The organism is Pseudomonas sp. SR18 (assembly GCF_023701505.1).
GTDB classification, from domain to species: domain Bacteria; phylum Pseudomonadota; class Gammaproteobacteria; order Pseudomonadales; family Pseudomonadaceae; genus Aquipseudomonas; species Aquipseudomonas cyclaminis.
Genome location: NZ_JAMQAU010000004.1, coordinates 334,400 through 354,938 on the forward strand (window position 1 = coordinate 334,400; position 20,539 = coordinate 354,938).

The window sequence follows — 20,539 nt, forward strand, 5'->3', positions numbered from 1 at the left end:
ATTACACGCGGCGCTTCTTCGGCGGACGGCACCCGTTGTGCGGGATTGGCGTCACGTCGGTGATGCTGGCGATCTTATAGCCACAGCCGTTCAAAGCACGGACAGCAGACTCACGACCTGGACCTGGACCTTTGACGTTAACGTCGAGGTTTTTCAGGCCATATTCCAGCGCAGCTTGACCAGCACGTTCAGCAGCTACTTGAGCGGCAAACGGCGTGGACTTGCGGGAACCGCGGAAACCCGAACCACCGGAGGTAGCCCAAGAAAGCGCGTTACCTTGACGGTCGGTGATGGTCACGATTGTGTTGTTAAAAGATGCATGGATGTGGGCGATGCCATCAACCACTGTCTTTTTAACTTTTTTACGAGGACGAGCAGCAGGTTTTGCCATGATAATTTTCCTGTCGATTCGCGTGGGCGATTACTTGCGGATCGGCTTACGCGGACCTTTACGGGTACGCGCGTTAGTCTTGGTACGCTGACCGCGTACTGGAAGACCACGACGATGACGCAGACCACGGTAGCAACCGAGGTCCATCAAACGCTTGATTTTCATGTTGATTTCGCGACGCAGGTCACCTTCAGTGGTGAACTTCGCCACTTCGCCACGCAACAGCTCAATCTGCTCGTCGCTCAGATCTTTGATCTTCGCGGCTGGGTTTACCCCAGTATCTGCGCAAATTTTCTGCGCAGTAGTGCGACCAACACCATAGATGTAGGTCAGCGAGATAACAGTGTGCTTGTTATCTGGAATGTTAACGCCTGCAATACGGGCCATTCAGTGGGACTCCAATTGACAGCTACCTACGCCCCGGAAGCCAAGAAATAGGGCGCGAGATAATATCGCTGTAATAACAAATAATCAACCCGGCAGCGCACTAGCTGCCGGGCTTCAAGCGGATCACACTCAGCCTTGGCGCTGTTTGTGACGCGGTTCCGCGCTGCAAATTACTCGAACAACACCTTCGCGGCGAATAATCTTGCAGTTACGGCACAGCTTTTTCACCGATGCACGAACTTTCATCACCAACTCCTCGAACCTTATGGGGTACTCAGCGCAACATGCCGCTGCCGTAGCCCTTCAGGTTGGCTTTCTTCATCAGGGATTCGTACTGGTGCGAAACGAGGTGCGATTGTACTTGGGACATGAAGTCCATCACAACCACGACGACGATCAGCAACGAGGTCCCGCCAAGGTAGAACGGAACGTTTGCTGCTACCACCAGGAACTGGGGCAACAAGCACACGGCCGTCATATATAGAGCACCGAACAGGGTCAAACGAGTCAGAACGCCGTCAATGTAGCGTGCAGACTGCTCACCTGGACGGATACCCGGAATAAAGGCACCGGACTTCTTCAGGTTTTCCGCTACGTCTTTCGGATTGAACATCAACGCCGTATAGAAGAAGCAGAAGAAAATAATCCCTGCACTAAACAGCAGAATATTCAACGGCTGACCAGGAGCGATCGACTGAGAGAGGTCCTGCAGCCAGCCCATGTTTTCAGACTGACCAAACCAGGTACCCAACGAAGCCGGAAACAGCAAAATGCTGCTCGCGAAAATTGCCGGAATAACACCGGCCATATTCACTTTCAGCGGCAAGTGGCTGGTCTGCGCAGCAAAAACCTTACGGCCCTGCTGACGCTTGGCGTAGTGAACAGCAATACGACGCTGACCACGCTCAATGAACACCACAAAACCGATAATCGCTACTGCCAGCAAACCGATGGCGACAAGGGCGAAAATATTGATATCACCCTGACGTGCAGACTCGAAAGACTGCCCAATCGCTCTCGGAAGACCGGCGACGATACCTGCGAAAATCAACATCGAGATACCGTTACCAACACCACGCTCAGTAATCTGCTCACCCAGCCACATCATAAACATTGCGCCAGCCACAAACGTGGATACCGCAACGAAATGGAAGCCAAAGTCACCAGTGAACGCAACGCCCTGCCCTGCCAAACCAACGGACATGCCGATAGCTTGAACCAAGGCGAGAGCGACAGTGCCGTAGCGGGTGTACTGGCTAATCTTGCGACGGCCAGCTTCACCTTCCTTCTTCAACTGCTCCAGCTGCGGGCTGACGGCGGTCATCAACTGCATGATGATCGATGCCGAAATGTACGGCATGATCCCCAGTGCAAAGATGCTCATCCGCTCCAGCGCACCGCCGGAAAACATGTTGAACAAGCTAAGAATGGTCCCCTCATTCTGTCGAAACAGGTCTGCGAGTCGGTCCGGGTTGATACCTGGAACCGGGATGTGTGCGCCTATTCGGTAGACGATAATCGCCAAGAACAGAAAACGCAGACGAGCCCAAAGTTCAGACATACCGCCTTTGCCGAGCGCTGAGAGAGCACCTTGCTTAGCCATTTATTCCTCGAACTTGCCGCCAGCTGCTTCGATAGCCGAACGCGCACCTTTGGTGGCGCCGATTCCCTTGCCGATAGTGACAGCGCGAGTCACTTCACCGGACAGCATGATTTTCACACGCTGTACGTTGACGTTGATCACGTTGGCATCTTTCAGGGTCTGCACAGTAACGATGTCGCCTTCCACTTTAGCCAGCTCGGACAGACGCACTTCTGCGCGATCCATAGCTTTCAGGGATACGAAACCGAACTTAGGCAGGCGACGATGCAGCGGCTGTTGACCGCCTTCAAAGCCTGGAGCGATGGTGCCACCGGAGCGGGAGGTTTGACCTTTGTGGCCACGGCCACCAGTCTTACCCAAACCGCTACCGATACCACGGCCCGGACGATGCTTTTCGCGACGGGAACCCGGCGCTGGACTCAGATCATTGAGTTTCATCGATTAACCCTCTACACGCAGCATGTAGTAAGCCTTGTTGATCATCCCGCGATTCTCGGGAGTATCCTGGACTTCTACAGTGTGACCGATGCGACGCAGACCCAAACCCTTAACGCACAGTTTGTGGTTAGGAATGCGGCCGGTCATGCTTTTGATCAGCGTTACTTTAACGGTAGCCATGATCAGAAGATCTCCTTGACACTTTTGCCACGCTTGGCGGCAATGGATTCAGGAGACTGCATAGCTTTCAAACCTTTGAAAGTGGCGTGAACCACGTTTACCGGGTTAGTCGAACCGTAGCACTTGGCCAGAACGTTCTGAACGCCAGCAACTTCGAGGACAGCACGCATAGCGCCGCCAGCGATGATACCGGTACCTTCAGAAGCAGGCTGCATGTACACCTTCGAAGCGCCGTGAGCGGACTTCATAGCGTATTGCAGCGTGGTGCCGTTCAGATCAACTTGGATCATGTTGCGACGAGCAGCTTCCATCGCCTTCTGGATCGCAGCAGGCACTTCACGTGACTTGCCACGGCCGAAGCCAACACGCCCTTTACCATCACCCACCACGGTCAACGCGGTGAAAGTGAAGATACGGCCGCCTTTAACGGTTTTGGCTACGCGGTTAACTTGAACCAGCTTCTCAATGTAGCCTTCGTCGCGCTTTTGGTCGTTATTTGACATAACTTAGAACTCCAGCCCAGCTTCACGAGCAGCATCAGCCAGCGCTTTAACGCGACCGTGGTACTTGAAGCCAGAGCGGTCGAAAGCCACTTGCGAGACGCCCACGGCCTTAGCACGTGTAGCGACCAGCTGGCCAACCTTTGTGGCCGCGTCGATGTTGCCGGTGGCACCATCACGCAGTTCTTTATCCAAAGTCGAGGCGCTTGCCAAGACTTTGTTGCCGTCGGCCGAGATGACCTGGGCGTAGATGTGCTGCGACGAGCGGTACACGCAGAGACGCACGACTTCTAGTTCGTGCATTTTCAGGCGTGCTTTGCGAGCGCGACGCAGTCGAGTAACTTTTTTGTCGGTCATTTGCTATGCCCTACTTCTTCTTGGCTTCTTTACGACGGACGACTTCGTCCGCGTAGCGCACACCTTTGCCTTTGTACGGCTCTGGTGGACGGAAGTCGCGGATCTCAGCGGCCACCTGACCTACCAGCTGCTTATCAATACCCTTGATCAGGATATCGGTCTGGCTAGGGGTCTCAGCGGTGATGCCTTCCGGCAGTTCGTAATCCACTGGGTGCGAGAAGCCAAGGGCCAGGTTCAAAACCGTGCCTTTTGCTTGCGCTTTGTAACCAACACCGACCAGCTGGAGCTTACGCTCGAAGCCTTGGCTTACGCCTTGGACCATGTTGTTTACCAACGCACGCGTGGTACCGGCCATTGCGCGAGTTTGTTGATCGCCATTGCGAGCAGCGAAACGCAGCTCACCAGCTTCTTCAACGATCTCAACGGACGAATGGATGTTCAGTTCAAGAGTGCCCTTGGCACCCTTCACCGAAAGCTGTTGGCCTGCGAATTTTACTTCGACACCGGCTGGCAGCTTAACGGGGTTCTTAGCGACGCGAGACATGCTTATCCCCCCTTAGAACACAGTGCAAAGAACTTCGCCGCCGACACCGGCAGCGCGCGCAGCACGATCCGTCATCACACCTTTGTTGGTGGAGACGATAGACACGCCCAGACCGCCACGAACTTTCGGCAGATCTTCAGCGGACTTGTACTGACGCAGGCCTGGACGGCTAACGCGCTTCACTTCCTCGATGACCGAACGGCCTTCGAAGTACTTCAGCTCGATGGACAGCAGTGGTTTGATTTCGCTGCTGATCTGATAACCCGCAATGTAGCCTTCGTCTTTCAGGACTTTGGCAACAGCTACCTTCAACTTGGAAGATGGCATGCTTACGACGGACTTTTCAGCCATCTGGGCATTACGGATACGAGTTAGCATGTCCGCTAACGGGTCCTGCATACTCATGGGCTAGACGCTCCTAATACAAAAAAATTAGCCTTGCGGCTACATATGTCGCCGAGAATCTCCGGGTAAAAAACACGGGCTCAGGCGAGCCGCGTATTTTAGACACACTCCGGAAATGAAACAAGCCCCAAAAGGGGCTTGTTCCGGATTCAAGGTCACCGACGGTCAGTATCTTGCGATTTTGACCGCCCCGACGCTGAAAGTACTTACCAGCTGGCTTTAACCAGACCTGGTACGTCACCACGCATTGCCGCTTCACGCAGTTTGTTACGGCCGAGGCCGAACTTGCGGTAAACGCCGTGTGGACGACCGGTCAGGCGGCAGCGGTTACGCATGCGCGAGGCGCTTGCGTCACGTGGCTGCTTCTGCAGAGCAACTGTCGCTTCCCAACGCGCTTCTGGACTTGCGCTCAGATCTACGATGATTGCTTTCAGTGCTGCACGCTTCTTGGCGTACTTGGCAACCGTGAGCTGACGCTTCAGCTCGCGGTTTTTCATGCTCATCTTGGCCATGGTCCTACTCCAATCAGTTGCGGAACGGGAATTTGAACGCACGCAGCAGAGCGCGGCCTTCATCATCGTTCTTGGCAGTGGTGGTCAGGGTGATGTCCAGACCGCGGAGAGCATCGATCTTGTCGTAGTCGATTTCCGGGAAGATGATCTGCTCTTTCACGCCCATGCTGTAGTTACCACGACCATCGAAGGACTTGGCATTCAGGCCGCGGAAGTCGCGAACCCGAGGCAGGGAGATCGACAGCAGACGATCCAGGAATTCATACATACGCTCACGGCGCAGGGTCACTTTGACGCCGATCGGCCAACCTTCACGGACTTTAAAGCCAGCGATGGATTTCCGAGCGTAGGTCACAACGACTTTCTGGCCGGTGATCTTTTCCAGGTCAGCAACAGCATGCTCGATGACTTTTTTGTCGCCGACAGCTTCGCCCAGACCCATGTTCAGGGTGATTTTGGTAACGCGTGGAACTTCCATCACGTTCGAAAGCTTAAGTTCTTCCTTAAGCTTCGGTGCGATTTCTTTCCAGTAAATCTCTTTTAGTCGTGCCATGGTCTTCTACCTAGCAGTGTTCAAGCATCAACCGCTTTTTGGGTCGACTTGAAGACACGAATTTTCTTGCCGTCTTCTACTTTGAAACCAACGCGGTCAGCCTTGTTGGTTTCGCCGTTGAAAATGGCGACGTTAGAAGCGTCCAGTGGAGCTTCTTTTTCGACGATACCGCCTTGTACGCCCGACATCGGGTTAGGCTTGGTATGACGCTTGACCAGGTTCAGACCACCGATAACCAGACGGTTATTGGCGAGAACCTTAAGCACCTTACCGCGCTTACCTTTGTCTTTGCCGGCGATCACGATGATCTCGTCGTCACGACGAATCTTTTGCATGTCGGATCTCCTTACAGCACTTCTGGGGCGAGCGAGACGATCTTCATGAACTTCTCAGTACGAAGTTCACGGGTCACTGGCCCAAAGATACGGGTGCCGATCGGCTCTTGCTTGTTGTTCAGAAGAACAGCAGCGTTGCCATCAAAGCGGATAATGGAGCCATCAGCACGACGTACGCCGTGACGAGTGCGGACTACAACAGCAGTCATCACTTGGCCTTTTTTCACTTTGCCGCGAGGAATTGCTTCCTTCACGGTAACTTTGATGATGTCACCGATACCAGCGTAACGACGATGGGAGCCACCCAGCACCTTGATGCACATAACACGGCGAGCGCCGCTGTTATCGGCCACATCGAGCATGGATTGAGTCTGAATCATATAATTTCTCCGACCCCTAGTCCTTAGACTTCCACAGCGCGTTCGAGAACATCAACCAGTGCCCAAGACTTGGTCTTGGCCAGCGGACGAGTTTCACGAATAGTGACTTTGTCGCCGATGTGGCACTGATTGGTTTCGTCGTGCGCGTGCAGCTTAGTCGAACGCTTAACATATTTACCGTAGATCGGGTGCTTAACGCGACGCTCGATCAGTACGGTGATGGTTTTGTCCATCTTGTCGCTGACAACACGGCCAGTCAGCGTACGGACAGTCTTTTCGGCTTCAGCCATGATCACTTACCTGCCTGCTGGTTGAGCACAGTCTTCACGCGAGCAATGTCACGCTTAACTTGCGAGAGCAGATGAGACTGCCCCAACTGGCCAGTTGCTTTCTGCATGCGCAGATTGAACTGGTCGCGCAGCAGGCCGAGCAGTTGCTCGTTCAGCTGCTGTGCGGATTTTTCACGAAGTTCATTCGCTTTCATCACATCACCGTCCGTTTAACAAAGGCGGTGGCGAGCGGCAGCTTTGCAGCAGCCAGGGCAAAAGCCTCACGCGCCAGCTCTTCAGTTACACCCTCGATTTCATACAGGACTTTGCCTGGCTGAATCTGGGCTACCCAGTATTCCACGTTACCCTTACCTTTACCCATCCGAACCTCAAGAGGTTTTTTGGAGATCGGCTTGTCCGGGAATACACGGATCCAGATCTTGCCGCCACGTTTAACGTGACGGGTCAGTGCACGACGCGCTGACTCGATCTGACGAGCGGTGAGACGACCACGAGCTACAGACTTCAGCGCGAACTCGCCGAAGCTGACTTTGCTACCGCGCTGAGCCAGACCACGGTTGTGGCCTGTCATCTGCTTGCGGAACTTCGTACGCTTTGGTTGCAACATTTGGCGTACCCCTTACTTAGCAGCTTTTTTACGAGGCGCTGGTGCTTGTGGTTTCAGTTCTTCTTGGCGACCACCAATTACTTCGCCCTTGAAGATCCAAACCTTTACACCGATCACACCGTAAGTGGTGTGAGCTTCGTAGTTGGCATAGTCGATGTCGGCACGCAGGGTGTGCAGTGGCACACGACCTTCGCGATACCATTCAGTACGTGCGATTTCAGCACCGCCGAGACGACCGCTCACTTGGATTTTGATGCCTTTGGCACCAATGCGCATGGCGTTCTGTACGGCGCGCTTCATAGCGCGACGGAACATTACGCGACGCTCCAGCTGCTGAGCTACGCTCTGCGCAACCAGCATACCGTCGAGCTCCGGCTTGCGGATCTCTTCGATATTGATGTGCACAGGCACACCCATTTGCTTGGTCAGGTCCTGACGAAGTTTCTCAACATCTTCACCTTTCTTCCCGATAACGATACCTGGACGAGCGGTGTGGATGGTGATACGTGCAGTTTGTGCCGGACGATGGATATCGATACGGCTTACGGACGCGCTTTTTAGTTTGTCTTGGAGATACTCACGCACCTTCAGATCAGCGAACAAATAGTCCGCATAAGTCCGACCGTCTGCGTACCAGACGGAGGTGTGCTCCTTGACGATTCCCAGGCGAATGCCAATGGGATGTACTTTCTGACCCATCTCTTCGACTCCGTTACTTGTCAGCAACCTTGACAGTGATATGGCAAGACCGCTTGACGATGCGATCAGCACGGCCTTTGGCACGTGGCATGATGCGCTTCAGCGAACGCCCTTCGTTGACGAAAACGGTGCTGACTTTAAGGTCATCAACGTCTGCGCCTTCGTTATGCTCGGCGTTGGCTACGGCCGACTCCAGCACTTTCTTCATGATCTCGGCGGCTTTCTTACTGCTGAAAGCCAACAGGTTGAGCGCTTCGCCCACCTTCTTCCCGCGGATCTGGTCGGCGACCAAGCGGGCTTTCTGGGCGGAGATTCGAGCGCCCGACAACTTAGCGGCTACTTCCATTTCCTAACCCCTTAACGCTTGGCTTTCTTGTCTGCCACGTGCCCACGATAAGTGCGGGTACCGGCAAACTCGCCCAGTTTGTGGCCAACCATGTCTTCGTTCACGAGAACTGGGACGTGCAGACGACCGTTGTGTACAGCGATGGTCAAACCGACCATTTGTGGCAGGATCATCGAACGACGCGACCAGGTCTTAACTGGTTTGCGATCGTTCTTTTCCGCCGCCACTTCGATCTTCTTCAGTAGGTGAAGATCAATAAAAGGACCTTTTTTCAGAGAACGTGGCACTGTCGTATCCCTCTATTTACTTGCGACGACGGACGATCATTTTGTCGGTACGCTTATTACCACGAGTCTTCGCGCCCTTAGTCGGGAAGCCCCATGGCGATACCGGATGACGACCACCAGAGGTACGACCTTCACCACCACCGTGTGGGTGGTCAACCGGGTTCATGGCAACACCACGAACGGTTGGGCGAACGCCACGCCAGCGTTTGGCACCAGCTTTACCCAGCGAACGCAGGCTGTGCTCGGAGTTCGAGACTTCACCCAAGGTCGCACGGCATTCAGCCAGCACTTTACGCATCTCACCAGAACGCAGACGCAGGGTCACGTAGACACCTTCACGAGCGATCAGCTGAGCCGAAGCACCAGCGGAACGAGCGATTTGCGCGCCTTTACCTGGCTTCAATTCGATGCCGTGTACGGTGCTACCAACTGGAATGTTACGCAGTTGCAGAGCGTTGCCCGGCTTGATCGGCGCCAAAGCACCTGCGATCAGCTGGTCGCCAGCGCTCACGCCTTTAGGGGCGATGATGTAGCGACGCTCGCCATCTGCGTACAGCAGCAGAGCGATGTGAGCAGTACGGTTTGGATCGTATTCGATACGCTCGACAGTGGCAGAGATGCCATCTTTGTCGTTGCGACGGAAGTCGACCAGACGATAATGCTGCTTATGGCCACCACCGATGTGACGAGTGGTAATGCGACCATTGTTGTTACGACCACCAGTCTTCGATTTCTTCTCGAGCAGCGGTGCGTGAGGAGCGCCTTTATGCAGCTCCTGGTTGACCACCTTGACCACAAAACGGCGGCCAGGGGAAGTCGGTTTGCATTTAACGATTGCCATGATGCACCCCTTCCTTACTCAGCACTGCTGCTGAAATCGAGATCTTGGCCTGGCTGAAGGGAGATAACTGCCTTCTTCCAGTCATTACGCTTGCCCAGACCGCGAGCAGTGCGCTTGCTCTTACCCAGAACATTCAGGGTAGTAACACGCTCAACTTTCACGCTGAACAGGCTTTCGACGGCCTTCTTGATTTCCAGCTTGGTTGCGTCAGTTGCAACCTTGAAAACGAACTGGCCTTTCTTGTCAGCCAGAACCGTAGCCTTTTCGGAAACGTGCGGGCCAAGCAGAACTTTAAATACGCGTTCCTGGTTCATCCCAGCAGCTCCTCGAATTTCTTCACGGCCGACACGGTGATCAACACCTTATCGTATGCGATCAGACTAACTGGATCGGAACCTTGCACGTCACGTACATCAACGTGTGGCAGGTTGCGAGCAGCCAGGTACAGGTTCTGATCAACAGCTTCAGACACGATCAAAACGTCGGTCAGGCTCATGTTGTTCAGTTTGCCCAGCAGATCTTTGGTCTTTGGACTTTCAACAGCGAAGTCCTGAACCACGACCAGACGATCAGTACGCACGAGTTCAGCAAGGATGGAGCGCAGAGCTGCGCGATACATCTTCTTGTTGAGCTTCTGAGAGTGATCCTGTGGACGAGCTGCGAAAGTGGTACCGCCGCCACGCCAGATTGGGCTACGGATAGTACCGGCACGAGCACGGCCAGTGCCTTTCTGACGCCAAGGGCGCTTACCGCCACCACGTACGTCGGAACGGGTCTTTTGCTGCTTGCTACCTTGACGGCCGCCGGCCATGTAGGCCACGACTGCTTGGTGAACCAGCGTCTCGTTGAATTCGCCGCCAAATGTCAGTTCGGAAACTTCGATCGCTTGAGCGTCATTTACATTTAATTGCATGTCAGCTTCCCCTTAACCGCGAGCCTTGGCCGCTGGACGTACAACCAGGTTGCCGCCAGTAGCGCCAGGAACAGCACCCTTGACCAACAACAGATTGCGTTCAGCGTCGACGCGCACTACTTCGAGGGACTGCACGGTCACGCGCTCAGCGCCCATATGACCGGACATTTTTTTGCCCTTGAATACACGACCAGGAGTCTGGCACTGGCCAATAGAGCCCGGGACGCGGTGGGAAACGGAGTTACCGTGAGTGTTGTCTTGACCACGGAAATTCCAACGCTTGATCGTACCCTGGAAGCCTTTACCCTTGGACTGACCGGTTACATCAACCAGTTGACCAGCGGCGAAGATTTCAGCGTTGATCAGATCGCCAGCCTGGTAGTCACCATCTTCAAGACGGAACTCCATAACAGTACGACCAGCTGCAACGTTTGCTTTTGCGAAGTGACCTGCTTGAGCAGCAGTCACGCGCGAAGCACGACGCTCGCCGACAGTGACTTGCACTGCACGATAGCCGTCGGTTTCTTCAGTTTTGAACTGGGTGACGCGATTCGGCTCGATCTCAATGACCGTAACCGGAATGGAGACACCTTCTTCGGTGAAAATACGGGTCATACCGCATTTACGACCGACTACACCAATAGTCATGTTGTAAACCTCATGAGTGTACGGGGCTTTCACCCGCTATGGCCGCCCATTTCAGAGCGTTACACGACTAAGACCCAAGTCTTAGCCGAGGCTGATCTGTACTTCCACACCGGCCGCCAGATCAAGCTTCATAAGTGCATCAACGGTTTTATCCGTTGGCTGGACAATGTCCAGAACGCGCTTATGAGTACGGATCTCGTACTGGTCACGCGCGTCTTTGTTGACGTGCGGGGAGACCAGAACGGTGAACCGCTCTTTGCGGGTAGGCAGTGGAATTGGACCACGCACTTGAGCACCAGTACGTTTCGCGGTTTCCACGATTTCCTGGGTGGATTGGTCGATCAGGCGATGGTCAAAAGCCTTCAACCTGATACGGATTTGCTGATTTTGCATTGGATTTCAGACTCCGGCTGCTATTCCCAGCGAGCGCAATACGCCCGTTAAAAGGAGGCGCAATTCTATAGACGCCCCAGATAGGTGTCAACCCAATAAAAAAGCCCCCGCTGAGCGGGGGCCTTTTCAAAGCATCGAAGCCATCTCAGAAGAGATGCTTACTCGATGATTTTAGCTACAACGCCAGCGCCAACAGTACGGCCGCCTTCACGAATTGCGAAGCGCAGACCGTCTTCCATTGCGATGGTTTTGATCAGGGTAACTTCCATTTGGATGTTATCGCCTGGCATTACCATTTCAACGCCTTCTGGCAGCTGGCAGTTACCAGTCACGTCAGTAGTACGGAAGTAGAACTGTGGACGGTAGCCTTTGAAGAACGGAGTGTGACGACCGCCTTCTTCTTTGCTCAGAACGTAGACTTCAGCGGTGAACTTGGTGTGCGGCTTAACCGAACCCGGCTTAACCAGAACCTGGCCACGCTCAACGTCGTCACGCTTGGTACCACGCAGCAGAACGCCGCAGTTCTCGCCAGCACGACCTTCGTCGAGCAGCTTGCGGAACATTTCAACACCGGTGCAGGTGGTGGTGGTGGTGTCACGCAGACCAACGATTTCCAGCGGATCTTGAACGCGAACGATACCGCGCTCGATACGACCAGTCACAACAGTACCACGACCGGAGATCGAGAATACGTCTTCGATTGGCATCAGGAACGGCTTGTCGGTCAGACGAACTGGTTCTGGGATGTAGCTGTCCAGGGTTTCAACCAGTTTACGAACGGCAGTGGTGCCCATTTCGTTGTCGTCTTTGCCTTCCAGCGCCATACGAGCAGAACCGATGATGATCGGAGTGTCGTCGCCTGGGAAGTCGTAAGTGCTCAGCAGATCGCGCACTTCCATCTCAACCAGTTCCAGCAGCTCAGCGTCGTCTACCAGGTCAGCCTTGTTCAGGAAAACCACGATGTACGGAACGCCTACCTGACGGGACAGCAGGATGTGCTCACGGGTTTGTGGCATCGGACCATCAGCGGCCGAGCAAACCAGGATCGCGCCATCCATCTGGGCAGCACCGGTGATCATGTTCTTCACATAGTCAGCGTGACCTGGGCAGTCGACGTGAGCGTAGTGACGGATCTTCGAGTTGTACTCGACGTGCGCGGTGTTGATGGTGATACCACGAGCTTTCTCTTCTGGCGCGCTGTCGATTTTATCGAAATCAACGATTGCCGAACCGAATACTTCGGAGCAAACGCGAGTCAGAGCTGCGGTCAGAGTGGTTTTACCGTGGTCAACGTGACCGATAGTGCCAACGTTGACGTGCGGTAGGGAACGATCAAATTTTTCTTTAGCCACGACAATTAACTCCTTGCCTAAAGGACTGAATCAGCCTTGTTTTTTGGATACAGTTTCAGCGATGTGCGCCGGAGCTGTGTTGTATTTTTTGAATTCCATAGAGTAGCTTGCGCGACCCTGGGACATGGAGCGAACGTCGGTCGCGTAACCGAACATCTCACCCAACGGAACCTCGGCGCGAATTACTTTGCCGGAAACCGTGTCTTCCATACCCAAGATCATGCCGCGACGACGGTTAAGGTCGCCCATGACATCACCCATATAGTCTTCAGGTGTAACAACTTCTACCGCCATGATTGGCTCAAGCAACTCACCACCGCCCTTCTGGGCCAGTTGCTTGGTTGCCATGGAAGCAGCCACCTTAAACGCCATCTCGTTGGAGTCGACGTCGTGGTAAGAACCGTCAAAAACGGTTGCTTTCAGGCCGATCAGCGGATAGCCGGCAACAACACCGTTCTTCATCTGCTCTTCGATGCCCTTCTGGATAGCAGGGATGTATTCCTTAGGAACCACACCACCTACTACTTCGTTCACGAATTGCAGACCTTCCTGACCTTCGTCAGCAGGAGCAAAACGGATCCAGCAGTGACCGAACTGACCACGACCGCCGGACTGACGAACGAACTTGCCTTCGATTTCACAGTTCTTCGTGATGCGCTCACGATAGGAAACCTGAGGCTTACCGATGTTAGCTTCGACGTTGAACTCGCGGCGCATCCGGTCAACCAGGATGTCCAGGTGCAACTCGCCCATGCCAGAGATGATCGTTTGACCAGTCTCTTCATCAGTTTTAACGCGGAAAGATGGATCTTCCTGAGCAAGTTTGCCCAGAGCAATACCCATTTTTTCCTGGTCATCCTTGGTCTTAGGCTCTACGGCAACCGAAATAACCGGCTCCGGGAAGTCCATACGAACCAGGATGATTGGCTTGTCAGCGTTGCACAAGGTCTCACCAGTGGTGACGTCCTTCATGCCGATCAAGGCCGCGATGTCACCAGCGCGTACTTCCTTGATCTCTTCGCGGGCGTTTGCGTGCATTTGCACCATACGACCCACGCGCTCTTTCTTGCCTTTAACCGAGTTGATCACGCCGTCGCCGGAGTTCAACACGCCCGAGTAAACGCGGACGAAGGTCAAGGTACCCACGAATGGGTCAGTGGCAATTTTAAATGCCAGAGCGGAGAACGGTTCTGCGTCGTCTGCATGACGCTCCAGCTCGATAGTCTCGTCATCCGGGTCAGTACCCTTGATAGCAGGAATATCCACTGGTGCCGGCAAGTAGTCGATCACAGCATCGAGAACCAGGGGAACGCCCTTGTTCTTGAACGAGGAACCGCAAACAGCCAAGACGATCTCACCAGCAATAGTACGCTGACGCAGAGCAGCCTTGATTTCCACGTTGGTGAGTTCTTCACCTTCGAGGTACTTGTTCATCAGCTCTTCGTTGGCTTCGGCCGCAGCTTCAACCATGTTGTTGCGCCATTCGTCAGCCAGTTCCTGCAGCTCAGCAGGGATAGGCTTACGAACAGGAACCATACCTTTGTCAGCATCGTTCCAGTAAACAGCTTCCATGGTCAGCAAATCGATCTGGCCTTGGAAGTTGTCTTCGGAACCGATAGCCAACTGGATTGGCACCGGAGTGTGACCCAGGCGCTGCTTGATCTGACCGATCACGCGCAGGAAGTTGGCACCAGCACGGTCCATCTTGTTTACGTAAACAAGACGTGGAACACCGTATTTGTTGGCTTGACGCCATACGGTTTCCGACTGAGGCTCAACACCCGAGGTACCGCAGAACACAACGACAGCGCCGTCGAGTACGCGCAGGGAACGCTCAACTTCAATGGTGAAGTCAACGTGGCCCGGAGTATCGATTACGTTGAAGCGGTGCTCATCTTTGTACTGCTTCTCGGAACCTTTCCAGAAGGCGGTAATAGCAGCAGAAGTAATGGTAATACCACGCTCCTGCTCCTGAACCATCCAGTCTGTGGTCGCGGCGCCATCATGCACCTCGCCCATCTTGTGACTTTTGCCGGTGTAAAACAGTACGCGCTCGGTGGTGGTGGTTTTACCAGCATCCACGTGAGCAACGATACCGATGTTACGGTAGCGGCTAATCGGAGTAGTACGAGCCATAAAGCCCTCGCAAAATTAGTGAAGCTAAGATTAGAAGCGGTAGTGCGAGAAAGCTTTGTTAGCTTCAGCCATACGGTGCACGTCTTCACGCTTCTTAACAGCAGCACCTTTACCTTCAGCAGCGTCCAACAGTTCGCCGGCCAAACGCAGAGCCATAGACTTCTCGCCACGCTTACGGGCGAAGTCTACCAACCAGCGCATTGCCAGAGCGTTACGACGGGACGGACGAACTTCGACCGGAACCTGGTAAGTAGCACCGCCTACACGGCGCGACTTCACTTCGACCAGCGGAGCGATGGCGTCGAGAGCTTTCTCGAAGATTTCCAGGGGATCGCTGTTCTTGCGTTCTTTAACCTTTTCCAGCGCGCCATAAACGATACGCTCGGCAACGGCTTTCTTGCCGCTTTCCATCACGTGGTTCATGAACTTGGCCAGGATTTGGCTTCCGTATTTTGGATCGTCAAGCACTTCGCGCTTGGCTGCTACGCGTCTTCTTGGCATGGATAAGCCCTCAAACGGTCTTCAGGTTCGTTCGGAATCGGTGCCCTTTCGGGACGCCTCCGACCTTACTCTTATCGACTCAGAAAATAAGATGATTCAGTTTTACAAAAAGCCGCTACTACTTAGGCTTCTTGGTACCGTACTTCGAACGACCCTGGTTACGACCTTTAACGCCGGAAGTATCCAAGGAGCCGCGTACGGTGTGGTAACGAACACCTGGCAAGTCTTTTACACGACCGCCGCGGATCAGTACCACGCTGTGCTCTTGCAGGTTGTGGCCTTCACCGCCGATGTACGAGGAAACCTCGAAACCGTTGGTCAGACGCACACGGCATACTTTACGCAGTGCCGAGTTAGGTTTTTTCGGCGTGGTGGTATACACACGGGTGCATACGCCACGACGTTGCGGGCAGTTCTGCAGCGCAGGTACGTCGGATTTCTCGACGATACGCTTACGCGGCTGACGTACCAGCTGGTTGATAGTTGCCATCTACTAGCTCCACTGTTGTCTTGCGACGCTATTGTCTTGCAAGAAAAGCAAAATGGCAGGAACGAATTCCCGCCAAATTTAGGGGTACAAGAGTCTAAAGAGGATCTTGTCCCCAGTCAAGGCAAGGCCCCGACCTCCCCACTCGTCGAACCGGGGCAAAACTGCCTCGATCCGACGAATGGGGCTGCCAGGGCCCAGTCTTATCTAGTGCAGAACTCAGTTACCGCTTGAGTTCAGTGCTTCGGTCAGTGCAGCTTCCACTTCACTGGCGCTAACGCGCAGCGGCTTGTCAGCATCACGGCGACGCTTACGCTCGCTGTGATAAGCCAAACCGGTACCCGCCGGGATCAGACGACCCACGACCACGTTCTCTTTCAGGCCGCGCAGGTAATCGCGCTTGCCGGTTACCGCTGCTTCGGTCAGTACACGAGTGGTCTCCTGGAAGGAGGCCGCCGAGATGAACGATTCAGTGGACAGCGACGCCTTGGTGATACCCAGCAGCACACGAGTGAACTTGGAAACGAATTTCTCGTCGCCAGCCAGACGCTCGTTTTCTACCAGTACGTGAGTCAGTTCCATCTGGTCGCCCTTGATGAAACTGGAATCGCCGGATTCAGCGATTTCAACTTTACGCAGCATCTGACGCAGGATGGTCTCGATGTGCTTATCGTTGATCTTCACGCCTTGCAGGCGATAAACGTCCTGGATCTCGTTAACGATGTACTTGGCCAGCGCACTTACACCCAGCAGACGCAGGATGTCGTGTGGATCGCTCGGGCCGTCGGAGATAACTTCGCCGCGGTTTACCTGTTCGCCTTCGAAGACGTTCAGGTGACGCCACTTTGGAATCAGCTCTTCGTACGGATCGGTACCGTCGTTCGGGGTGATAACCAGGCGGCGCTTGCCCTTGGTCTCTTTGCCGAACGCGATGGTGCCGCTGACTTCTGCCAGAATCGACGCTTCTTTCGGACGACGAGCTTCGAACAAGTCGGCAACACGCGGCAGACCACCGGTGATGTCGCGAGTCTTCGAAGTTTCTTGCGGGATACGCGCGATAACATCACCGATCGCGATCTTCGCACCATCCGCTACACCGACCAGGGCGTTGGCTGGCAGGAAGTACTGAGCGATTACGTCAGTGCCTGGCAGCAACAGATCCTTGCCGTTGTCATCGACCATCTTCACGGCAGGACGGATGTCTTTACCGGCAGCTGGACGATCTTTGGCGTCGAGTACTTCAATGTTGGTCATACCGGTCAATTCGTCAGTCTGACGCTTGATCGTGATGCCTTCTTCCATGCCTACGTAGGTCACGGTACCTTTCATTTCGGTAACGATTGGGTGAGTGTGCGGATCCCACTTGGCCACGATAGCGCCAGCGTCGACCTTGTCACCTTCTTTAACCGAAATCACAGCACCGTACGGCAGCTTGTAGCGCTCACGCTCACGACCGTAGTCATCAGCGATGGCCAGTTCGCCGGAACGGGACACAGCAACCAAGTGACCATCCACTCGCTCAACGTGCTTGAGGTTGTGCAGACGGACGGTACCGCCATTCTTCACCTGAACGCTGTCCGCAGCGGAGGTCCGGCTTGCCGCACCACCGATGTGGAACGTACGCATGGTCAGCTGGGTACCCGGCTCACCGATGGACTGGGCAGCGATAACGCCGACCGCTTCACCGATGTTCACCTGGTGACCACGAGCCAAGTCACGGCCGTAGCACTTGGCGCAGATGCCGTAGCGGGTTTCACAGCTGATCGGCGAGCGAACGATCACTTCGTCGATGCTGTTGAGTTCGATGAACTCGACCCACTTTTCATCTACCAGGGTGCCGGCAGGAACGATAATTTCCTCGGTACCTGGCTTGAATACGTCACGTGCAATAACTCGACCCAATACGCGCTCACCCAGCGGCTCTACAACGTCACCGCCTTCAATGTGCGGAGTCATCAGCAAGCCGTGCTCGGTGCCGCAATCGATCTCGGTTACAACCAGATCTTGTGCAACGTCTACCAGACGACGAGTCAGGTAACCGGAGTTAGCGGTTTTCAACGCGGTATCCGCAAGACCCTTACGAGCACCGTGAGTGGAGATGAAGTACTGGAGTACGCTCAAACCTTCACGGAAGTTCGCAGTAATCGGCGTTTCGATGATGGAACCGTCCGGCTTGGCCATCAGGCCACGCATACCGGCGAGCTGACGGATCTGCGCAGCAGAACCCCGTGCGCCCGAGTCGGCCATCATGTACATCGAGTTGAAGGATTCCTGGTCAACTTCGTCGCCGTGACGGTCGATGACTTTCTCTTTCGAGAGGTTAGCCATCATCGCCTTGGAGACTTCGTCGTTGGCCTTGGACCAAAGGTCGATCACTTTGTTGTACTTCTCGCCCTGTGTTACCAGGCCCGAGGCGTACTGGCTTTCGATCTCTTTCACTTCATCGGTTGCAGCTGCGATGATGCGGGCTTTTTCATCCGGGATAACGAAGTCGTTAACACCGATGGAAACGCCGGAGATGGTCGAATAAGCAAAACCGGTGTACATCAACTGGTCAGCGAAGATCACGGTCTCTTTCAAACCAACCACGCGGTAGCACTGGTTGATCAGCTTGGAGATCGCCTTTTTCTTCATCGGCAGGTTGACGACGTCGTAGGACAGACCTTTTGGCACAACTTGATACAGCAGCGCACGGCCGACAGTGGTGTCGACGATACGGGTGCCGCTCACGCTGCCGCCGTCACGGTCGTTGACGGTTTCGTTGATCCGCACTTTGACCTTGGCGTGCAGTGCGGCTTCGCCGGCACGGAACACACGGTCAACTTCTTGCAGGTCAGCGAACACACGACCTTCGCCTTTGGCGTTGATCGCTTCACGGGTCATGTAGTACAGACCCAATACAACGTCCTGCGACGGAACGATGATTGGCTCACCGTTGGCTGGCGACAGAATGTTGTTGGTCGACATCATCAACGCACGCGCTTCCAACTGGGCTTCCAGTGTCAGCGGTACGTGCACGGCCATTTGGTCGCCGTCGAAGTCGGCGTTGTACGCAGCACAGACCAGAGGGTGCAGCTGAATAGCCTTACCTTCGATCAGTACCGGTTCAAACGCCTGGATACCCAGACGGTGAAGGGTCGGTGCACGGTTGAGGAGAACCGGGTGTTCGCGAATCACTTCAGCAAGAACGTCCCAAACCTCTGGCAGTTCGCGCTCGACCATTTTCTTGGCCGCTTTGATGGTGGTCGCGAGACCGCGCATTTCCAGCTTGCCGAAGATGAATGGCTTGAACAGCTCAAGTGCCATCTTCTTAGGCAGACCGCACTGGTGCAGACGCAGGGTCGGGCCTACGGTAATTACCGAACGACCGGAGTAGTCAACACGCTTGCCGAGCAAGTTCTGACGGAAACGACCTTGCTTACCCTTGATCATGTCAGCCAAGGATTTCAGAGGACGCTTGTTCGAACCGGTGATAGCGCGGCCACGACGGCCGTTGTCGAGCAGTGCATCGACCGCTTCTTGCAACATACGCTTTTCGTTGCGCACGATGATGTCCGGAGCGGACAGATCAAGCAGACGCTTCAAGCGGTTGTTACGGTTGATCACGCGGCGGTACAGGTCGTTGAGGTCGGACGTTGCGAAACGACCACCATCCAACGGTACCAGCGGACGCAGGTCTGGCGGCAGAACCGGCAGAACGGTCAGCACCATCCACTCTGGCAAGTTGCCGGAACCTTGGAAGGCTTCCATCAACTTCAGACGCTTGGACAGCTTCTTGATCTTGGTTTCCGAGTTGGTTTGCGGAATCTCTTCGCGCAGACGGCCAATCTCGTGTTCCAGGTCGATAGCGTGCAGCAGTTCGCGGACAGCTTCGGCACCCATGCGGGCATCGAAATCGTCGCCGAACTCTTCCAGCGCTTCGAAGTACTGCTCATCGTTCAGCAGCTGACCTTTTTCAAGGGTAGTCATGCCTGGATCGATAACGACATAGCTCTCGAAGTAGAGAACGCGCTCGATATCACGCAGGGTCATGTCCATCAGCAAGCCGATACGGGACGGCAGCGATTTCAGGAACCAGATGTGGGCAACCGGCGAAGCCAGTTCGATGTGCGCCATACGCTCACGACGAACCTTGGCCAGCGCGACTTCAACGCCGCACTTCTCGCAGATCACGCCACGGTGCTTCAAGCGCTTGTACTTACCGCACAGGCACTCGTAATCCTTTACCGGGCCAAAGATCTTGGCGCAGAACAGGCCGTCACGCTCAGGTTTGAACGTACGGTAGTTGATGGTTTCCGGCTTTTTAACTTCACCGAACGACCACGAACGGATCATCTCAGGCGATGCCAATCCAATACGGATGGCGTCGAACTCTTCGACTTGACCCTGGTTTTTCAGCAAATTCAGTAGGTCTTTCAAGGCCTTTCCTCCTGGCGGAGCAGAGAGCGGGCTAA

Annotated in this window: 30 protein-coding genes; all 30 read right to left on the minus strand. The window is 54.5% G+C overall.

What is annotated here, in order from left to right:
* Position 1 precedes the first annotated feature (1 nt).
* The 30 genes from rpsK to rpoC all read right to left on the minus strand — a co-directional run bounded on the left by rpsK (position 2) and on the right by rpoC (position 20,504).
* Positions 2-391 (minus strand): 30S ribosomal protein S11, encoded by a 390-nt coding sequence (gene rpsK / locus NDJ82_RS09140; protein WP_002555466.1) that lies wholly within the window; start codon positions 389-391, stop codon positions 2-4.
* A 30-nt stretch (positions 392-421) separates the two neighbouring features.
* Positions 422-778, minus strand: a complete 357-nt coding sequence (rpsM, locus tag NDJ82_RS09145) for a 30S ribosomal protein S13 (protein WP_003210063.1) — start codon at positions 776-778, stop codon at positions 422-424.
* A gap of 129 nt (positions 779-907) precedes the next feature.
* Positions 908-1,024, minus strand: a complete 117-nt coding sequence (rpmJ, locus tag NDJ82_RS09150) for a 50S ribosomal protein L36 (RefSeq protein ID WP_002555468.1) — start codon at positions 1,022-1,024, stop codon at positions 908-910.
* 28 nt (positions 1,025-1,052) lie between these two features.
* Positions 1,053-2,381, minus strand: coding sequence for a preprotein translocase subunit SecY (secY, locus tag NDJ82_RS09155; RefSeq protein ID WP_017736663.1), 1,329 nt, complete (start codon positions 2,379-2,381; stop codon positions 1,053-1,055).
* Positions 2,382-2,819 (minus strand): 50S ribosomal protein L15, encoded by a 438-nt coding sequence (rplO, locus tag NDJ82_RS09160; protein WP_003176407.1) that lies wholly within the window; start codon positions 2,817-2,819, stop codon positions 2,382-2,384. It abuts the gene before it with no gap.
* Positions 2,820-2,822: 3 nt separating this feature from the next.
* Entirely contained in the window at positions 2,823-2,999 is a 177-nt protein-coding gene (gene rpmD / locus NDJ82_RS09165; RefSeq protein WP_003176408.1) for a 50S ribosomal protein L30, read from the minus strand.
* Between the two features lie 2 nt (positions 3,000-3,001).
* Entirely contained in the window at positions 3,002-3,502 is a 501-nt protein-coding gene (rpsE, locus tag NDJ82_RS09170) for a 30S ribosomal protein S5 (RefSeq protein WP_003186035.1), read from the minus strand.
* 3 nt (positions 3,503-3,505) lie between these two features.
* Complete coding sequence (rplR, locus tag NDJ82_RS09175; RefSeq protein WP_017135964.1) at positions 3,506-3,856, minus strand: 50S ribosomal protein L18; 351 nt, start codon at positions 3,854-3,856, stop codon at positions 3,506-3,508.
* A gap of 10 nt (positions 3,857-3,866) precedes the next feature.
* Positions 3,867-4,400 carry a 50S ribosomal protein L6 gene (gene rplF / locus NDJ82_RS09180; protein WP_003176412.1) on the minus strand — a complete coding sequence of 178 codons (534 nt, stop codon included), beginning with the start codon at positions 4,398-4,400 and terminating at the stop codon, positions 3,867-3,869.
* A gap of 12 nt (positions 4,401-4,412) precedes the next feature.
* Positions 4,413-4,805, minus strand: coding sequence for a 30S ribosomal protein S8 (gene rpsH, locus NDJ82_RS09185; RefSeq protein ID WP_003176413.1), 393 nt, complete (start codon positions 4,803-4,805; stop codon positions 4,413-4,415).
* Positions 4,806-5,011: 206 nt separating this feature from the next.
* Positions 5,012-5,317, minus strand: a complete 306-nt coding sequence (rpsN, locus tag NDJ82_RS09190; RefSeq protein ID WP_104911011.1) for a 30S ribosomal protein S14 — start codon at positions 5,315-5,317, stop codon at positions 5,012-5,014.
* A gap of 13 nt (positions 5,318-5,330) precedes the next feature.
* Positions 5,331-5,870 (minus strand): 50S ribosomal protein L5, encoded by a 540-nt coding sequence (gene rplE, locus NDJ82_RS09195; RefSeq protein ID WP_003176415.1) that lies wholly within the window; start codon positions 5,868-5,870, stop codon positions 5,331-5,333.
* A gap of 20 nt (positions 5,871-5,890) precedes the next feature.
* A complete protein-coding gene (rplX, locus tag NDJ82_RS09200; protein ID WP_003176416.1) occupies positions 5,891-6,205 on the minus strand; it encodes a 50S ribosomal protein L24 in 315 nt (104 codons plus the stop codon).
* Positions 6,206-6,216: 11 nt separating this feature from the next.
* Entirely contained in the window at positions 6,217-6,585 is a 369-nt protein-coding gene (gene rplN / locus NDJ82_RS09205) for a 50S ribosomal protein L14 (protein ID WP_002555479.1), read from the minus strand.
* A gap of 23 nt (positions 6,586-6,608) precedes the next feature.
* Positions 6,609-6,875, minus strand: a complete 267-nt coding sequence (gene rpsQ, locus NDJ82_RS09210; RefSeq protein WP_003176419.1) for a 30S ribosomal protein S17 — start codon at positions 6,873-6,875, stop codon at positions 6,609-6,611.
* A 2-nt stretch (positions 6,876-6,877) separates the two neighbouring features.
* A complete protein-coding gene (gene rpmC / locus NDJ82_RS09215; protein ID WP_002555481.1) occupies positions 6,878-7,069 on the minus strand; it encodes a 50S ribosomal protein L29 in 192 nt (63 codons plus the stop codon).
* The gene (gene rplP / locus NDJ82_RS09220) at positions 7,069-7,482 is read right to left on the minus strand and encodes a 50S ribosomal protein L16 (protein ID WP_003232424.1); all 414 of its coding nucleotides are present in this window, start codon (positions 7,480-7,482) and stop codon (positions 7,069-7,071) included. The genes rpmC and rplP overlap by 1 nt, the downstream gene beginning before the upstream one ends.
* Before the next feature lie 12 nt (positions 7,483-7,494).
* A complete protein-coding gene (gene rpsC, locus NDJ82_RS09225) occupies positions 7,495-8,181 on the minus strand; it encodes a 30S ribosomal protein S3 (RefSeq protein WP_003176422.1) in 687 nt (228 codons plus the stop codon).
* A 13-nt stretch (positions 8,182-8,194) separates the two neighbouring features.
* Positions 8,195-8,527, minus strand: coding sequence for a 50S ribosomal protein L22 (gene rplV, locus NDJ82_RS09230; protein WP_003103908.1), 333 nt, complete (start codon positions 8,525-8,527; stop codon positions 8,195-8,197).
* An 11-nt stretch (positions 8,528-8,538) separates the two neighbouring features.
* A complete protein-coding gene (gene rpsS, locus NDJ82_RS09235; RefSeq protein ID WP_003232420.1) occupies positions 8,539-8,814 on the minus strand; it encodes a 30S ribosomal protein S19 in 276 nt (91 codons plus the stop codon).
* A gap of 16 nt (positions 8,815-8,830) precedes the next feature.
* A complete protein-coding gene (gene rplB / locus NDJ82_RS09240) occupies positions 8,831-9,655 on the minus strand; it encodes a 50S ribosomal protein L2 (protein WP_003176423.1) in 825 nt (274 codons plus the stop codon).
* Between the two features lie 14 nt (positions 9,656-9,669).
* A complete protein-coding gene (gene rplW, locus NDJ82_RS09245; protein ID WP_002555488.1) occupies positions 9,670-9,969 on the minus strand; it encodes a 50S ribosomal protein L23 in 300 nt (99 codons plus the stop codon).
* On the minus strand, positions 9,966-10,568 hold the full coding sequence (rplD, locus tag NDJ82_RS09250; RefSeq protein WP_003176424.1) for a 50S ribosomal protein L4: 603 nt from the start codon (positions 10,566-10,568) through the stop codon (positions 9,966-9,968). Before rplD ends, rplW begins: the two co-directional genes overlap by 4 nt.
* 12 nt (positions 10,569-10,580) lie before the next feature.
* The gene (gene rplC, locus NDJ82_RS09255; protein ID WP_003194649.1) at positions 10,581-11,216 is read right to left on the minus strand and encodes a 50S ribosomal protein L3; all 636 of its coding nucleotides are present in this window, start codon (positions 11,214-11,216) and stop codon (positions 10,581-10,583) included.
* An 81-nt stretch (positions 11,217-11,297) separates the two neighbouring features.
* A complete protein-coding gene (gene rpsJ / locus NDJ82_RS09260; RefSeq protein WP_003186070.1) occupies positions 11,298-11,609 on the minus strand; it encodes a 30S ribosomal protein S10 in 312 nt (103 codons plus the stop codon).
* Positions 11,610-11,767: 158 nt separating this feature from the next.
* On the minus strand, positions 11,768-12,961 hold the full coding sequence (gene tuf, locus NDJ82_RS09265; RefSeq protein ID WP_099584606.1) for an elongation factor Tu: 1,194 nt from the start codon (positions 12,959-12,961) through the stop codon (positions 11,768-11,770).
* 30 nt (positions 12,962-12,991) lie between these two features.
* On the minus strand, positions 12,992-15,097 hold the full coding sequence (gene fusA, locus NDJ82_RS09270) for an elongation factor G (RefSeq protein WP_015886136.1): 2,106 nt from the start codon (positions 15,095-15,097) through the stop codon (positions 12,992-12,994).
* 30 nt (positions 15,098-15,127) lie between these two features.
* Positions 15,128-15,598: a 30S ribosomal protein S7 gene (gene rpsG, locus NDJ82_RS09275; RefSeq protein WP_002555493.1), complete on the minus strand. Its 471-nt coding sequence runs from the start codon at positions 15,596-15,598 to the stop codon at positions 15,128-15,130.
* A gap of 118 nt (positions 15,599-15,716) precedes the next feature.
* Positions 15,717-16,088 (minus strand): 30S ribosomal protein S12, encoded by a 372-nt coding sequence (gene rpsL, locus NDJ82_RS09280; RefSeq protein ID WP_002555494.1) that lies wholly within the window; start codon positions 16,086-16,088, stop codon positions 15,717-15,719.
* A gap of 216 nt (positions 16,089-16,304) precedes the next feature.
* On the minus strand, positions 16,305-20,504 hold the full coding sequence (gene rpoC, locus NDJ82_RS09285; RefSeq protein ID WP_099584605.1) for a DNA-directed RNA polymerase subunit beta': 4,200 nt from the start codon (positions 20,502-20,504) through the stop codon (positions 16,305-16,307).
* Positions 20,505-20,539 lie beyond the last annotated feature (35 nt).

Bases quoted from the DNA above. Each gene is read 5' to 3' on its own strand.
- rpsK (WP_002555466.1), bottom strand. From the start codon at position 391: ATGGCAAAACCTGCTGCTCGTCCTCGTAAAAAAGTTAAAAAGACAGTG.
- rpsM (WP_003210063.1), bottom strand. From the start codon at position 778: ATGGCCCGTATTGCAGGCGTTAACATTCCAGATAACAAGCACACTGTT.
- rpmJ (WP_002555468.1), bottom strand. From the start codon at position 1,024: ATGAAAGTTCGTGCATCGGTGAAAAAGCTGTGCCGTAACTGCAAGATT.
- secY (WP_017736663.1), bottom strand. From the start codon at position 2,381: ATGGCTAAGCAAGGTGCTCTCTCAGCGCTCGGCAAAGGCGGTATGTCT.
- rplO (WP_003176407.1), bottom strand. From the start codon at position 2,819: ATGAAACTCAATGATCTGAGTCCAGCGCCGGGTTCCCGTCGCGAAAAG.
- rpmD (WP_003176408.1), bottom strand. From the start codon at position 2,999: ATGGCTACCGTTAAAGTAACGCTGATCAAAAGCATGACCGGCCGCATT.
- rpsE (WP_003186035.1), bottom strand. From the start codon at position 3,502: ATGTCAAATAACGACCAAAAGCGCGACGAAGGCTACATTGAGAAGCTG.
- rplR (WP_017135964.1), bottom strand. From the start codon at position 3,856: ATGACCGACAAAAAAGTTACTCGACTGCGTCGCGCTCGCAAAGCACGC.
- rplF (WP_003176412.1), bottom strand. From the start codon at position 4,400: ATGTCTCGCGTCGCTAAGAACCCCGTTAAGCTGCCAGCCGGTGTCGAA.
- rpsH (WP_003176413.1), bottom strand. From the start codon at position 4,805: ATGAGTATGCAGGACCCGTTAGCGGACATGCTAACTCGTATCCGTAAT.
- rpsN (WP_104911011.1), bottom strand. From the start codon at position 5,317: ATGGCCAAGATGAGCATGAAAAACCGCGAGCTGAAGCGTCAGCTCACG.
- rplE (WP_003176415.1), bottom strand. From the start codon at position 5,870: ATGGCACGACTAAAAGAGATTTACTGGAAAGAAATCGCACCGAAGCTT.
- rplX (WP_003176416.1), bottom strand. From the start codon at position 6,205: ATGCAAAAGATTCGTCGTGACGACGAGATCATCGTGATCGCCGGCAAA.
- rplN (WP_002555479.1), bottom strand. From the start codon at position 6,585: ATGATTCAGACTCAATCCATGCTCGATGTGGCCGATAACAGCGGCGCT.
- rpsQ (WP_003176419.1), bottom strand. From the start codon at position 6,875: ATGGCTGAAGCCGAAAAGACTGTCCGTACGCTGACTGGCCGTGTTGTC.
- rpmC (WP_002555481.1), bottom strand. From the start codon at position 7,069: ATGAAAGCGAATGAACTTCGTGAAAAATCCGCACAGCAGCTGAACGAG.
- rplP (WP_003232424.1), bottom strand. From the start codon at position 7,482: ATGTTGCAACCAAAGCGTACGAAGTTCCGCAAGCAGATGACAGGCCAC.
- rpsC (WP_003176422.1), bottom strand. From the start codon at position 8,181: ATGGGTCAGAAAGTACATCCCATTGGCATTCGCCTGGGAATCGTCAAG.
- rplV (WP_003103908.1), bottom strand. From the start codon at position 8,527: ATGGAAGTAGCCGCTAAGTTGTCGGGCGCTCGAATCTCCGCCCAGAAA.
- rplB (WP_003176423.1), bottom strand. From the start codon at position 9,655: ATGGCAATCGTTAAATGCAAACCGACTTCCCCTGGCCGCCGTTTTGTG.
- rplW (WP_002555488.1), bottom strand. From the start codon at position 9,969: ATGAACCAGGAACGCGTATTTAAAGTTCTGCTTGGCCCGCACGTTTCC.
- rplD (WP_003176424.1), bottom strand. From the start codon at position 10,568: ATGCAATTAAATGTAAATGACGCTCAAGCGATCGAAGTTTCCGAACTG.
- rplC (WP_003194649.1), bottom strand. From the start codon at position 11,216: ATGACTATTGGTGTAGTCGGTCGTAAATGCGGTATGACCCGTATTTTC.
- rpsJ (WP_003186070.1), bottom strand. From the start codon at position 11,609: ATGCAAAATCAGCAAATCCGTATCAGGTTGAAGGCTTTTGACCATCGC.
- fusA (WP_015886136.1), bottom strand. From the start codon at position 15,097: ATGGCTCGTACTACTCCGATTAGCCGCTACCGTAACATCGGTATCGTT.
- rpsG (WP_002555493.1), bottom strand. From the start codon at position 15,598: ATGCCAAGAAGACGCGTAGCAGCCAAGCGCGAAGTGCTTGACGATCCA.
- rpsL (WP_002555494.1), bottom strand. From the start codon at position 16,088: ATGGCAACTATCAACCAGCTGGTACGTCAGCCGCGTAAGCGTATCGTC.